General features: G+C 36.0%; 11 protein-coding genes. 5 read left to right on the top strand and 6 right to left on the bottom strand.

All coding sequences use genetic code 11. The features are described from left to right. The first annotated feature begins 90 nt into the window (after nt 1-90). Nucleotides 91-2,301: a glycoside hydrolase family 3 C-terminal domain-containing protein gene (locus ACLI50_RS13735; protein ID WP_411414090.1), complete on the top strand. Its 2,211-nt coding sequence runs from the start codon at nt 91-93 to the stop codon at nt 2,299-2,301. Nucleotides 2,302-2,534: 233 nt separating this feature from the next. Here ACLI50_RS13735 and ACLI50_RS13730 read toward each other — a convergent pair whose 3' ends face one another. The 4 genes from ACLI50_RS13730 to ACLI50_RS13715 all read right to left on the bottom strand — a co-directional run bounded on the left by ACLI50_RS13730 (nt 2,535) and on the right by ACLI50_RS13715 (nt 7,952). Continuing rightward, the gene (locus ACLI50_RS13730) at nt 2,535-4,721 is read right to left on the bottom strand and encodes an outer membrane beta-barrel protein (protein ID WP_411414022.1); all 2,187 of its coding nucleotides are present in this window, start codon (nt 4,719-4,721) and stop codon (nt 2,535-2,537) included. Between the two features lie 314 nt (nt 4,722-5,035). Next, nucleotides 5,036-5,587: a DUF2652 domain-containing protein gene (locus ACLI50_RS13725; protein ID WP_110010596.1), complete on the bottom strand. Its 552-nt coding sequence runs from the start codon at nt 5,585-5,587 to the stop codon at nt 5,036-5,038. A gap of 109 nt (nt 5,588-5,696) precedes the next feature. After that, on the bottom strand, nt 5,697-6,443 hold the full coding sequence (locus ACLI50_RS13720) for a metallophosphoesterase (RefSeq protein WP_411414021.1): 747 nt from the start codon (nt 6,441-6,443) through the stop codon (nt 5,697-5,699). Between the two features lie 120 nt (nt 6,444-6,563). Next, a complete protein-coding gene (locus tag ACLI50_RS13715; protein WP_411414020.1) occupies nt 6,564-7,952 on the bottom strand; it encodes an MFS transporter in 1,389 nt (462 codons plus the stop codon). A 142-nt stretch (nt 7,953-8,094) separates the two neighbouring features. On the opposite strand from ACLI50_RS13715, the gene ACLI50_RS13710 reads away from it, so the two are divergent. Then, nucleotides 8,095-8,565, top strand: coding sequence for an Lrp/AsnC family transcriptional regulator (locus ACLI50_RS13710; RefSeq protein WP_411414019.1), 471 nt, complete (start codon nt 8,095-8,097; stop codon nt 8,563-8,565). A 78-nt stretch (nt 8,566-8,643) separates the two neighbouring features. Here the strand turns inward: ACLI50_RS13710 and ACLI50_RS13705 are convergent, their stop codons facing one another. Both ACLI50_RS13705 and ACLI50_RS13700 read right to left on the bottom strand, forming a co-directional pair. Next, nucleotides 8,644-9,159, bottom strand: a complete 516-nt coding sequence (locus ACLI50_RS13705) for a phage tail-like protein (protein WP_411414018.1) — start codon at nt 9,157-9,159, stop codon at nt 8,644-8,646. Nucleotides 9,160-9,172: 13 nt separating this feature from the next. Next, complete coding sequence (locus ACLI50_RS13700; RefSeq protein WP_411414017.1) at nt 9,173-10,171, bottom strand: phage tail-like protein; 999 nt, start codon at nt 10,169-10,171, stop codon at nt 9,173-9,175. A 500-nt stretch (nt 10,172-10,671) separates the two neighbouring features. On the opposite strand from ACLI50_RS13700, the gene mnmE reads away from it, so the two are divergent. The 3 genes from mnmE (at nt 10,672) to ACLI50_RS13685 (ending at nt 15,154) form a co-directional block, all read left to right on the top strand. Beyond that, nucleotides 10,672-12,057, top strand: a complete 1,386-nt coding sequence (gene mnmE, locus ACLI50_RS13695) for a tRNA uridine-5-carboxymethylaminomethyl(34) synthesis GTPase MnmE (protein WP_110010585.1) — start codon at nt 10,672-10,674, stop codon at nt 12,055-12,057. Nucleotides 12,058-12,547: 490 nt separating this feature from the next. Further along, nucleotides 12,548-13,981: a caspase family protein gene (locus tag ACLI50_RS13690; protein WP_411414016.1), complete on the top strand. Its 1,434-nt coding sequence runs from the start codon at nt 12,548-12,550 to the stop codon at nt 13,979-13,981. A gap of 111 nt (nt 13,982-14,092) precedes the next feature. Further along, nucleotides 14,093-15,154 carry a DNA cytosine methyltransferase gene (locus ACLI50_RS13685; RefSeq protein ID WP_411414015.1) on the top strand — a complete coding sequence of 354 codons (1,062 nt, stop codon included), beginning with the start codon at nt 14,093-14,095 and terminating at the stop codon, nt 15,152-15,154. Nucleotide 15,155 lies beyond the last annotated feature (1 nt).

The following is a 15,155-nucleotide window of genomic DNA, read 5'->3' as shown; positions in this document are numbered from 1 at the left end:
TCTCTATTTTTGTTTTTAATCAAATAGTAAGGCATTATGTTAAAGAAAACCGTCATTATAAGTTTATTCACCTTTATTTCTGCTTCTTATATGGCTCAGACTAATACTACCATTCCTGTTTATCTGGATGAATCCAAACCTGTTGAACAGCGTATTCAGGATGCACTATCAAGAATGACCCTGGAAGAAAAAGTGGCTATGCTTCATGCACAGTCGAAATTCAGTTCACCGGGTGTTCCGAGATTGGGAATTCCTGAATTCTGGACTACAGATGGCCCGCACGGGGTTCGTCCTGAAGTAATGTGGGACGAATGGGATCAGGCCGGATGGACCAACGATTCTATTATCGCCTACCCTGCCCTGACTGCTTTATCCGCAACCTGGAACAAAAAAATGTCATGGAACTATGGGAAAGCATTGGGTGAAGAAGCCCGCTACAGAAAAAAAGATATTCTTCTGGGACCTGGAGTTAATATTTACAGAACTCCACTGAACGGCAGAAATTTTGAATACATGGGTGAAGATCCTTATCTGACATCCAAGATGGTGGTTCCTTATATTAAAGGTGTGCAATCTAACGGAGTGGCAACTTCTGTAAAACATTTTGCTCTGAACAATCAGGAAATGTTCCGTCATACAAGCAGTGTGAATGTGGATGACAGAGCATTGTATGAAATTTACCTTCCTGCCTTTAAAGCAGCGGTAACAGAAGGTGATTCGTGGACGATCATGGGAGCTTACGACATGTATAAAGGCCAGTATGCCAGCCAGAATCAATATCTTTTAAATGATATTTTAAAGAAAGAATGGAATTATAAAGGCGTAGTGGTATCCGACTGGGGTGCTGTAAACAATACAGAACAAGCTATCCACAATGGTCTTGATCTTGAATTCGGTTCATGGACCAACGGACTTTCTGCAGGAACTAAAAATGCCTATGACAATTATTATCTGGCAAAGCCTTACCTTGATTTGATTAAAGCAGGAAAAGTAGGTACTAAAGAATTGGATGACAAAGTAACCAGATTACTTCGTCTTGCTTATAAAACAACAATGAACCGTAACAAGCCTTTCGGAAATATTGCTTCTGAAGAACATAAAGCGGTTGCCAAAGAAATCGGAGAAGAAGGAATTGTTCTGTTAAAAAATCAGGGGAATATTCTTCCGATTGATCTTAACAAGGCCAAAAAAATAGCGGTTATCGGAGAGAATGCCATCAAAATAATGACTGTTGGCGGTGGTTCTTCATCTTTAAAAGTGAAATATGAAACGCTTCCTTTAGACGGAATCAAATCCAGATTCGGAAAACAGGCTGATGTACAGTACGCAAGAGGCTATGTAGGAGATATCGGAGGAGAATATAACGGAGTAAAATCCGGACAGGATTTAAAAGACACCCGATCTGAGGCTGAATTATTGAATGAAGCCATAGAATTGGCAAAAAAATCAGATTACGTCATTTTCGTAGGCGGACTGAACAAAGCGGACTTCCAGGACAGTGAAGGAAACGACAGAAAAAGCTATGGACTGCCTTACAATCAGGATCAAATCATCTCTGCTCTGGCCAAAGCGAACAAAAACCTTGCTGTGGTTTTAGTTTCCGGAAATGCAGTGGCCATGCCGTGGATCAAAGAAGTTCCAACGGTTGTACAAGCCTGGTATCTTGGATCCGAGGCCGGAAATTCTATTGCAGCCATTTTAGCAGGAGATGCCAACCCATCAGGAAAACTTCCGTTTACATTTCCGGTAAAACTTGAAGACAATGCAGCACACCAGCTTGGAGAATATCCGGGGCAGAAAGATGAGTTAGCTGCAGGAAAAGGAAAAGACCAGAAAAATCCTATCAATATTACGTACAACGAAAGCATTTTTGTAGGGTATCGCTGGCATGATACCAAAAATATAAAACCACTGTTCAGCTTCGGGCATGGTTTGAGCTACACTACTTTTGAATTCGGAAAAGCAAAAGCAGACCAGACTACTATTTCACAGGATGGTAAAATCACATTTACAGTAACCGTTAAAAATACAGGTAAAAAGGCAGGTGCTGAAGTGGTGCAGCTTTATATCAGTGATTTAAAATCTTCTGTTCCACGCCCTGCAAAAGAATTGAAAGGTTTTGAAAAAATATACCTGAATCCGGGAGAACAGAAAGAAGTGACTTTCACCATTGATAAAACGGCTTTAAGTTATTTTGATGCTCAAAAACACGATTGGGTAGCTGAGCCCGGAGACTTTGAAGCTCTTATTGGAAATTCTTCAGATGCCATTAAAACCAAAGTGAAATTTACTCTTAAATAGAAAAACTGAGTATAAACTCTATTTATAATTATTTGATAGAATGCAAACAGATTCCGGATTGGGATCTGTTTTTTTAATTTTTCTCCCAAAGATTACAGAGATTTCACAGATTTTTATAGACAATCAAGGACGTACCTCACTACTTCCAGCTTCCAGCTTCCAGCTTCCAGCCAAAAATAAAAAGCAGATTCCCAATTGAAAACCTGCTTTTAACGTATCTAACAAATCCTGAATTATTTTCCGCCGCCGCCGTTTTTCTCTACGTCGGTTTTTGTATTCTCCTTTACCTTCTGGTTTCCAAAACGCTTTACAAAAGTAAGAGAAACTCCATACCAGTCCCATTTTGAGTACTCTCTGAAAGTTCCGTCCGCGCTGTATGTTGTGTTATCGCCATAAGGCCTTTTAAAGATGTTCATCAGCTGCATGCTCAGCTCCATCTGGGTTTTCGGGAATATTTTAGTCACTGAAATATTATGGAAAACATTGGTATTGTTGGCATATGAGTTACCGTTATTCTGATTGGCAAGTTCCATCCATGCACTTACATTAATGTTTTTATTAAACAGATTAGTATAAGATATATTCGCTGAGGCTCCCCAATAGCTGATATAATCCTTAGCTCCCAATTTATTCTTCTCGTTAAAATCCTTATTATTAATGTAGTACCATCCAAATCCGGCATTCACATTCAGTTTATTTTTCAGGAAATTCTGATTGGTATTGGCAAATAGGTAGTATTTTTCAACCTTTCCATCAAAGTTCCCCGGCAATGAAACTGTTCTGCCATTTTCCGTTACGTAAGTCGTCCAGTAATCCTGATTCGTGTGCATATATCTTGCAGAGATAAAGTACTTTTTCAGAATTCCGAACTTCAGATAAAGCCTGTCATTCGGGTTAGGATTCAGATAAAGGTTTCCTCTGGAATACGTTCCGTTAATTTCAGGAACGAGGAAAGGATTAAATTCAGAATACCAGGGTCTCCATATGCTTCGGTTGTAGGTAAGACTCAGGTCAAATTTCTCTGAAAAACTATATTTCAGCAATAAGTTGGGAAGAAAAGAGCCGTAAGAATCCCTTCTTTCCGTACCTGCTACATCCTGTCTTACTTTATAATCAATATATTCGTAACGGATTCCGACTCTGGTTTCCAGTTTTTCAAAAAATGTCTTGCTGTAATTGGCATATAAGGAGCTCAGATGATCTTCATAATGGAATCTGTCATTGCGGGAAAGATTAGCGAATTCCGGGATGGCATTATCAATGCTGAATCCATACAGGCTGTTAGGAATAACATGGTTGTTTATTTCGGTCTTCCCTCCTACTTCCATGGTGCCACCCGATTTACCAAAAGGTTGTGTATAATCAACTTTCAGGTAATAATTACGCATCTGATTGCTACTGATAACGCCCAGCTGCTGATGGGTTATCACCCCTTGCTTAGTAATTTGCTTGTCGATCAGATTATCATTATTATCACTGGAATAATTGGTTCCTAAATTAATATCTAAAATCCTGTTTTTCTCTTTATCATAATATTTATAGAAAGCATTAGTCCCCAGATTACGGCTGAATCCCCCGTTGTTTTGAGTCTGGAGAAAAGACTCACCAGGATCTCCGTCTTTTGTAGTGGTCCCATCAGATTCTGCAGTATGAAAATTCCTGTTTTGTGAATATTCCAGTACAAGCCCGAAGTTATTTTTATCATTAATTTCAAACTCCGAAGTGGAAGAAACAGAAGGGCTTTCATTTCTCATTACATTTTTCAGATTAAACTGTGTAAGTTTATTTTCCGCATAGCGGTTATCCCATGTCTGATTCGTCTGTACATAAGTTCCGTTATTATAACCTCCTATAAGGGTTTGTGTAAACTTTTTCTTATGGTAGTTCAGGTTGAAATTCGTGTATTGTGAGTTTTTGGTACTCTGTCTGTTGTTGAGAGATATGCTTCCTTTCAGTCCTTCATCATCCCTTTTTTTAAGGACAATATTGATTACGGAACCGGAAGTTTCATAACGGGAAGACGGGCTGGTGATCACTTCAATTTTCATCAGGTTATCGGCAGGAATTGTTTTAAGATATTCCTTGAGCTCCTTACCTGTAAAAACAGATTTCCTGTCATTGATATATACGGTAACCAATTGTCCCTCAGCTTTTACCTCATCATTGTTATCAATACTTACCAGAGGAGTCATTCTCAGCACATCCCATGTTGTATTTCCCGCTAGAATTGCACTATTCGCTACATTAAATACAGTTCTGTCTACTTTAGATTCTACGGTTGGTTTTCTGGCAACCAGCGTAACCGCTTCTATTTCTTTTGCATTTCCTTTTACAGTATCGTTGGCAGCCGGAGCTGGAACCTGTTGGCCCATTGCTGATACGCCTGTTAATATTGCTATGGGAAATAATAGTATTTTCATGTGAAATTTAGTTTTTTCTATAAGACCACTATCTTCATTAATATGTTACATTAAAAAGTAAAAAAAGTAAAATAATTATTTAATTTTCAAGCATATAACAATTAAAACATAAACATAAATTTAAAAACGATGTAAATTTTTCAATAAATCAAACCAATAAAACTCACTTCCATTATAAATATTCTTAAAAAACAGTATTTATACGAAATTGAAAATTTATTTAAAATTCCAACAATTTGACAAGCAAAAAGCCCGGATCTCACCCGGGCCGTTAGCAATAGCAAATTGACAAGGATTACTATTAAAAATATATGCTAGTTTACACTTTCAAAGTAATGAATAACACCTACCTCAGGCAGACGAAGCGGATCTTTATTAAAACCGGATTCTTTATTCCTGCTGCTTTCCAGAAAAGAATTACTGAAAAGTGCATAAGAAGGCTGTTCTGCCACTCCGTTTTTTAAAAGCTGATGGGCTTCCACGATTGTTTTTCCATATAATTTTCTGAAGTTTCCGATATTATACTGTGAAAAAGATCCGTAATGAACAATAAACTTGAGAGCCAGATCAATTTTGGTACTTAAACTTTTACTTAACTCTTCTATTTTCCTGTTGAAAGCAGTCCGCATCTTCCACAGCATTGTTGAAATACTCTGGTAAGACGGATTTTCATCATAACGGTAAAATAAAATGGCATCTCCCTCAATCTCGGAAATTTCAAAATACTGATCGTTCACATCAATGAGTGTCGACAGTAATTGCCGTACAATATACTCGCCTGTATACAATTTTGTATTGAACACAAATTCGGTAAATCCGCTGAAATCCGGAATGAGAATAATCCCCTCCTGTATAGTTGTCTTCATAATGATAATGGATTAAAACCTGCTTCATCCTTACAGACGAAGCAGATTCAATTTTACTTTATCATTTTAAGACATTAAAAAGAATCCTGTGGAAATTTTACTTCTATTTTTAAACAACAATCATCAGCTCCTTATCATATCCATTATATTTTTCATCAATATAACCATGAGGATTACAGATAATTTCCGTTTCTCCGATCTTATATCTTACGGGAGTATGAATATGCCCGTGAATCCAGCACAGAGGCTGATATTCTCTGATGAAATCTTCCAGATCAGAAGCATAAGCCGCTGTTAAAGGATCATTTTTGTAATGTTCTGGTACAGATTGTATGCTGGGTGCATGATGGGTAACGACAATATTTTCAAGTCCTTTTGAGTCTTCAAGACTTTCTTTTAGCCATTGTTTTGAAAGCTGATGAATTTTAAAGGTATCCAATGTTCTCATTTTCGAATAGGAAGGATCTCTTCTGATCATTTTATAGTCATTCATTTTAGGCTGACAGAGCATTCCGTACTCAACAGGATTTCCAAAGATGGAAAAATCCGTCCATAAAGTGGTTCCATGAAAACGGATGCCGTCAATGTCTATAAATGAATTTTCCAGCACATAAACATTGGAACCCAGGGCTGCTTCTTTAATCTTGTGAAGTGTTTTCGGATATGAGCCTTTATAATATTCATGATTGCCCAAAACATAGATGACAGGTTTATCGGATATAGTTTCTTTTATCCATTCAATTCCTTTGGTTCCCAGATTGACATCTCCTGCCAGCACAATTATATCAGCATGATCAAAATATAATTCTGTACTCCCAAATTCCCGGTGAAGATCGCTGATAACCTGTATTTTCATGATATATAGTAAACAGCAAAGGTAATAAAGGAAAGCAGAATAGCAAAAATCAAAAAAAAGAACCGGCCTCTAAGCACCGATTCTTTCGTCATATAGTTTGTGTATTTTTAAGGCTGCTCGTTATGAAACGGCTACTTCTGCCTGCTTCACTTTTATGCTTTTCAATATAAAATAAAATAACATTCCTAGAGCCAGTAAAGCGTAACTGATCAAAATAATCAGATTCAGACTTCCCACAGAAAGTTCTGACGGAAAAATCTGGCTCATTAAGGTCATAAACGACAATCCGATTCCTGCTCCCAAAAAGTAACTTGTAGAGCTCAAACTTGATGCCAATCCATAATGTGCCGGCTCAACATCCTGAATTCCCATTACTGAAAGTGCGGTAAAACAGAACGTCATTCCTATTCCTGAAATACATGCCGCTCCAAGCAAAACCATAGTCAGAGGATGTCCTGCATATACAGAAATTAAGAGCAGCAAACCACCGGCCAGCATAAACATCCATCCCAAAACACCCATTTGAGAAGAACTCAGACGTTTTGATATGTGTGGAAGAATGAATTTAGCCGTTAAAGCTGACAGAATACTGAACGGAACAAGCATTAATCCTGCAGAAGCAGCACTGTAGCCCATATCTTTCTGAAGCATCAGTGAAATCAGGAATAAAAATCCGATAAAAAATGCTCCCAGGGTAAAAAATACCGCATTGGAAACTACTAAAGATCTGTGTTTAAACAGTTTTAAATCTACCAAAGGCTCTGCAACGGATTTTAAACGGTAGTACACCATAACAAGAAGTACTAAAGCGAGTATTAAAGAACCTGTTACCAGGAAAGGCTGTTCTTTGATGTGAACCAATTCGTGCGTTCCGTAAGTCAGGCTTAGCAATCCAAACACCATCAATATTCCTGAAACCATATCGGTTTTCTGAGCGGTTTCGCTTTTTTCATCGGTTGGCAGATAATAGTACGACAGCAACAATGTGATTAAAAGAATAGGAACATTGATCAGGAAAACCCAATGCCAGCTCAGGTAAGTACTGATGATTCCTCCTACTGAAAGTCCGCTCCCTGAACCAATGGCAGCAAATGAACTGAAAATTCCGATGGCGCGGTTTCTCTCCTGTTCTCCTCTGAAGGTATTGGTCACTATAGACAATGCAGAAGGCATTACCAATGCTGCTCCCAGTCCCTGCAAAGCACGGAATACGGCCAGCACTTCAAAGTTCTGAGATAGTCCGGCTCCTAAAGAAGTCAGCATAAAGATCAGGGCTCCCCATAAAAACATTTTCTTTCTTCCGATCTGATCTGAAAGCTTTCCTCCAATGATCAGAAATCCTCCAAAGAACAGTACATAAAGCGTCTGCAGCCACTGAACCGTCTCTGCTCCAATCTGAAACTGCTGCTGAATGGAAGGAATGGTCAAATTAATAATCGCAATATCCAATGCCTCTACAAATGTTCCTACCGATGCTAAAATTAATATTACATTCTTCCTTGTATCCATGTTTCAAATTTCCTGCAAAATTAAAATTAACAGAACGTATTTGAAAATTTAACCTTAAATTTGGAACAATATTGAATATTTAAAATATTTAAAAGAACAAAATACCTGATACACCATAAAAAACCTATAAAAACAGAACAAAATGGCAACTGAAAATTATATTCCTGATGACAAAGACTTATCCATCCTCCGTTTGCTTCAGAAAGACGCGAAGATGAGTGTCCGTGATATTTCGGCCAGGATCAACTTAAGTCCTACACCTACACATGAGCGTATCAAACGTATGGAAAAACAGGGAATCATTAAAGAGTATACTGCTGTGGTTGACCGTAAAAAGGTTAATAAAGGAATGATGGTGATCTGTATGATTGCTTTAAATGTTCACAACAAAAAAACTGCGGGAAAATTCATTGAGGAAGTGGGCAGATTGAAGGAAGTGGTAGAATTTTACAATATCAGCGGGGATTTTGATTTTATGCTGAAGATCCTTGCTCCCAATATGGATGAGTTTCACGAGTTTTTCGTAAACAAATTATCAGAAATTGAAGGAATCGGCCAGACGAAGAGCATTTTTGTCATGAACAGCATTAAGGAAAGTGCGCAGATTGTTTAAGACAAAATAAAAAGCAGCTGCGTGAAAACATGCAGCTGCTTTTTATAGTCAATCAATATTAGATTAATTTTTCATCATCTATTTCCAGTAATTCCAGACTGATCCGTCAAATACCGCCAGTGTTTTACTGACTGTATCATAGCACATCATACCCGGATAAGGATTTTTCACATTAAGATGCGGTGCTGCTATCTGAGGAAGAATCATCGCTTTATTCTGAGATTCCAGAACCAATACGCCATCGGCAGAACTTGCAGCCTCACCCATAATGACTCCTTTTCCCGTTTCTGCAGAATTATTATTGATAACCACACTTGAATTACCTGCATCTGACAGGGATTTCCAAACATCATTTTCATACATTTTTACTTTGTTATCCGTGACATCAAAGATGAATGTTCCGTTCTCCAAAGATCCTGCAGGAAAACCAGATGTTGCGGGAAGAATTATACCCTTTGTATTTCCTGCCACGTTATCAAAATCTAAGACCGTACTGTTTCCATCCACGGATTGTTTACCAATCGCAACCTGAGCAAAAAATGTATTGGAAATAACCAAAGCAGCTGCTATACTTATATTTTTTATATTTTTCATATTCTTTATCAGTTTAATCATTACAGCTTCTTTCTACACATTTCCATTCCGTACCGTTATAAAGCTTTACACATTTATCCTGAATATCATAGAGAAGCATTCCTTCTTTCGGTTCTGCGATGGCATCTCCGGGCTGTGGCGTCTGGCTTACATGCTGAACCCTGGTAATCACGAAACCTTTATTTTTTGATTCCATAGCCAGGAATCCGTTAGGTATATTTTCAGGCCATGAATCGCTTTTCTGCTGTATGGTAATTCCGAATTTTGTATATCCGTCCGGTGTCCCAGAAATTCCGGGCTTTGTACAAAATCCGTCGATCTCATCAATAATCACGGGAGCATTTCCACAGCTTGTTTTGTCTTCTGATAGTCCTTCGGGCCAGAGAGCAGGACACATGGCTTTGGTTGCATTGGGTCCGCAGAAGCTTGAATTCCCCATTCCCAATCCTATAACAGATCCCATGGCAATGGTTACGATCTGGCTGTCATCACTGATAATGGAAGCTCCACCACCACTTACGTCTGCTTTTGCAATACAGTACGCTCTTCCGGTAGGAACACCTACATATTCAACAGAAGGGTATGTCGTAGACTGCTGGGTAAATGTTCCGCAAATTTCTACCACACTGCTTGTTCCCATTTCAATAACGGAAGTTGTTCCGGGATAGAAACCGCCAAATGTCGGGTCTTCCTGAATCACTGATCCTACAAGAGATAAGAAAGATTTGGTTCCCAGTTTAATTTTTGAATTTTTCTGAGACCCGAAAGTTCCTACTTTCACAGTTCCTGTACATTTAACACTTGTTCCGTCAGTAATTTCCAGAATCCCATCAACCTGAATACTATTGGATTGCAGCTGTCCGGATTGTATAATAAGGGCAGTCCCGTTCGGAATGCTGATATTGGTACTTACACTTAGGTTTCCATTGAGGCAATACGTGTTTCCGCTTGTCATGGCCTGCCCTGTATAAGGAATACACTGAGCATAGGCTACAGCACTGAAAATGAGCATTAATAAAAAAATCAATTTTTTATTAAAATTTAAAAAAAATAGTTTATTCATATACATTTATAATACTTTAACAAATTATTACTGCTTTAATAATAAATTTTTAAACTTTCAACATCATCGACCCCACTAACAACAATTAACATACCAAACAATTGTTTAATTTTTTAATACTTACATGATATTTTACCACCCCACATTATTACCGGCGTTGTTAAAAAACTCTTATAAATGTTACACCACAACCAACTACACCTTCCAAATTATGTTTATATTCAGCAGAATTATTTTTTAAATTTTTACATTTCAAATCGTATTTTCACCCTGTGTTTAATAGAAATAATTCTGCACTTGTTGATATAACAGGTACTTCTTTATACAGCAAGCCTCTCAAAACATAGCTTGTTTTTAAAACCTACGCAGTTTTTAACTGAATACAGCAATAGATAATCTGAATAGCAGATCTGAATGAAAATTCACATTAAAAACCGTAAATTTGCAGCATGAATAACGATACGATATGCGCGCTGGCTACGGCCAATGGAATAGGTGCTTTAGGCATCATCCGTGTTTCAGGAAATGAAGCTTTATCTGTGGTTCAGAAAAGTTTTCCGGCCAAAAATCTGGAAAAACAGAAATCCCACACCATCCATTACGGTTATTTTATGGATGAAGAGGAAGCGATTGATGAAGTGATGCTTTCTATTTTCCTGGCTCCGAAAAGTTTCACCACTGAGAATTCTGTGGAGATTGCTTTTCACGGCTCTCCGCATATCGGAAAACGTATTCTGGAAACCCTGATCAAAAACGGAGCGAGAATGGCCAAAGCAGGAGAATTTACTCTTCGCGCTTTTATCAATGGTAGAATTGACCTTTCCCAGGCGGAAGCGATTGCTGATGTGATTGCTTCTGAAAATGAAGCTTCGAGAAAAGTTGCGATCAATCAATTGAAAGGAGGAATCACCAATGAAATATCTGTATTAAGAACGGATCTTTTAAATTTCGTTTCCTTAATTGAGCTGGAACTTGATTTTGCGGAAGAAGATGTGGAATTTGCTGACAGAAGTGCTTTAAGTGGATTATTGGATAAAATTGAAGTCAAACTAAATTCTTTGATTGAAAGTTTCCAATACGGAAATGCCATTAAAAACGGAACTGCTGTTGCCATCATCGGAAAACCGAATGCCGGAAAATCTACGCTGCTGAACTCTCTTTTGAAGGAAGAAAGGGCGATTGTGAGTAATATTGCCGGAACAACGAGAGATACCATTGAGGAAGTTCTTCATATTAAAGGTCATGCTTTCCGGTTAATTGACACTGCCGGACTTCGTGAAACGGTAGATGAAATTGAAGCAATCGGGGTAAAGAAAGCCAAAGAAAAAGTAGAAAACGCCAATATTCTGGTGTATCTGGCAGATGCTGCTACCGAGGATTTTTCTGAAGATATTGAAATGATTCAATCTTTGTTAAGAGAAGATCTGAAGCTGATTATCTGCGCAACAAAAATTGACGAAGTAATTCCCACAAAATACGAAACGGTAGAAGATATTTTCAGAAACGCCATTTCCCACGATTTTGATTTTATTAAAATCTCAGCAGTTGAAAATCAAAACATCCAGGACCTGAAAAATGAACTTTCTTCGTATGTAGAGCATTTAAAAACTGAAGAAAATAATGTTGTGATCACCAATCAACGACACTTTGAAGCCTTAAGAAAATCCATGGATGCGGTTCATAAAGTAAAAGAAGCGATCTCTTTCCAGATCTCTACAGAATTACTGGCGTACGAGCTTAGAAATGCACTGGAACATCTTGGAGAAATTTCCGGAGAGGTGACCAATGATGAGGTGCTGGGGAATATTTTTTCTAAGTTTTGTATTGGGAAATAGATACAACCTTCTTTACCATATTTTAAGAATTTTGAATTCGAAATATAAAACAGCCTTTTTTGAGGCTGTTTTTTTGTTTATTGAATTTCCTGTTCGTGGTTTCTGAACTTGGAGCTTTATTACTGCCTCAAAGACTGGAGACTTTAGCTAGGTATAAATAAAAAAAAATTTATTTCAATAACCAACCGTCAATTCATTTAGATCATTACGGAAACCCGTAAAGTCAGATATTAAATTTGTGTTATTTTTATTGCATCATTAGAAAGTTATCCAAATATCTAATGGCTTATGACAAACAATATTATAAAAATATCCATTTTACAAAATTTTTACGGATATTGAACTGAACACCAATAGAGAACAGGATAAGATCGAGATATTCCTATAATTGAAAGAAAGTAATTTATTTATTATTCTCTGTATCTAAAATGGTTATAAAATTTATATTAATTTTAGTGAAAATAATACTTTTATGCAATAATTAAAAACTATGAAAACTTTAGCAATTGTTATTGGTAATAATAACTATCATGAGGGCGCTGTTTTAAATAATGCTGTAAATGATGCTACGGCTATTTCGGAAACATTTAAACGGTTAGGGTTTAATGTAAATTTTTTTACAGATATTACAGCTAGTAATATTCCAGACATACTACATTATCTTGAAACCAATATTAAAAACTATGATTCAACAATATTTTATTTTGCAGGGCATGGATTTGAACTAGATGGAGAGAATTATTTAACATCAATCACTTGTCAAATTCCTCCAGCTAATAAATTTTCTGCAGGAATGGATTCAATAAAGGTTTCAGAAATTTTGTCTATTTATTCAAATTACCCGAATAAGGTTAATTTAATGATTATTGATGCGTGCCGAAGAACCTTTCAAAGAGGAGGAGGCTTAGGGTCTTCATCGATTCAATCACCTCGTGGAACATTGATTGCATTTTCTACATCTCCTAATGACGGAGCTAGTGATGGTGGATATAAAGGACATAGTTATTATACTGGTGTTCTTTTAGATTATTTAGGTAGAGAAAGGCTATCAGTTGAAGAACTATTTAAAAAGGTAAGGAAATCTGTTTACTCATTAACTAATGGTAGCCAAACGACATGGGAACATACCTCTTTAATAAGTGATTATTATTTTAATACAGGACAGCTTGTGTTTTCATTAGAAATTCCATATAATGAATCTGTAGTAATGGATCAAAAATTTTCAGAAGATTCTGATTTTGGTAAAATTATAGATAAGTTTAAGAGTTATAATTTTACTACACAAAATAATGGATTAGAAGAAGTTTTAAAAATTTCACCTGAAACCCTTGATAAAAATCAAAAATTTGTACTAGGAAGAAATATTTTACAAGCAGCTAATGGTGGAGCGTGGGAATGTATAAATTTCATTAAAGATTTAAAAACCAATGTGGTAGCTTATCAAGAAAAAAATGGAGATAATCACCTTTTGAACGGTATTCTCTTTGAAGTTTATTTTGATTCTAATGGAAATTATAGAAAAGATAAAAAAAACAGATTGTTACAAGAAATTTTTAAAGTTAGAAAAAAAGAAGAACTAAAAAACTCCTTTGATTTCATTAAAAACCTTTTGATTGAACAACAAGATAATAAGATTTATTTACCAGACACTAAGGATGTAATTTATGATATTGATATTGTTGCATCAAATAAAATAACAAAAACAGAATGGAGTACAGAAACAAGACAAATGATTTCTAAAATTTCATTGAATAATATTGACATTACTGAAGCTATATCTCGTTATAATCTATATGGGGGAAATGAAGAAGCTCTAATAGAATACTTAAGTGATTATTTATGCATACCTAAGGAATTAATAAAAATCAATTGTCTGATAAAACTTGAGAAAATTTATTTTGATAGAAAGACTCAAGTCACTTGATAAACGATTGTGTTTAAAATTCTTAATATCAGCATTTTATTTTATTTACATTAAAGAAAATATTAAATTTGTACTTTTGTGTTTTTTTGTAGATAAAAGATATTATTACTAATGGCCAATAAAAAATACAATGGAATTGATATATTTAGTGGCGCAGGTGGAATGAGCTTAGGAGCACAAATGGCAGGTATTGAAATTTCTTTAGCAATTGATCACAATAAAGATGCTATTGAAACTTTTAAATTCAACCATCCTAAAGCTGAAGCACTATGTGGAGATATTAAAGATATTAGTTTTGAAAATTATAAAAATGATTATTTTATTTTGATGGGGGGACCTCCTTGTCAAGGTTTTTCAGTTTCCAATACTAAGACACGAAATGATCAAAATACTAATAATTCATTATTCCATCAATTTATTAGAGCTGTAAAAGAACTAAATCCAAAGTGGTTTGTATTTGAGAATGTTGAAGGGATTACTTTGTTCAAAAAAGGAGAGGTATTAAAGATTCTCCGTGATGCAATGTCAGAGTTGGGATATGTCACTAAAGAAAAAGTTTTAACTGCATCCGATTATGGAGTACCACAAAATAGAAATAGATTCTTCATGGTAGGTAATAGAATTGGGGTTGATTTTGATTTTCCAAAACCAAATAAGAATAAAATTTCTGTAGCTGAAGCAATTGCAGATTTACCAGAGCTAAAAAATGGGAGTAATTTTGAAGAGCTACCTTATAGGGATAAGCCAAGTAAATATGCTAAGCTTATGAGACAAAATTCTACAAAATCATTGCAGAATATTGTTTCGACTAATAAAGATTATGTCATTGAACGATACAAATATATAAAGCAGGGAGAAAATTGGCAAGCTATTCCTAAAAACTTAATGACTAACTATAAAGATTTAAATAATTGCCATAGTGGTATTTATAGAAGACTAAAAGCAGATAAGCCTTCCGTTGTAATAGCTAATTATAGAAAAAACATGCTTATTCATCCTTTTCAAGACAGAGGTCTTTCAGTAAGAGAAGCAGCTAGATTACAAAGTTTTCCTGACAATTTTATTTTTAAAGGAAGTCTAATGAATAAACAACAACAAATTGGAAATGCTGTTCCTCCATTGTTAGCAAAAGCAATTATAAATCAAATTATAAAAACAAATAACGACTATTAAA

Source organism: Chryseobacterium cupriresistens (assembly GCF_046614675.1).
GTDB classification, from domain to species: Bacteria; Bacteroidota; Bacteroidia; order Flavobacteriales; family Weeksellaceae; genus Chryseobacterium; species Chryseobacterium cupriresistens.
Note: the sequence above shows the minus strand (reverse complement) of the source record. Positions and strands in the feature narration are given on the sequence as shown.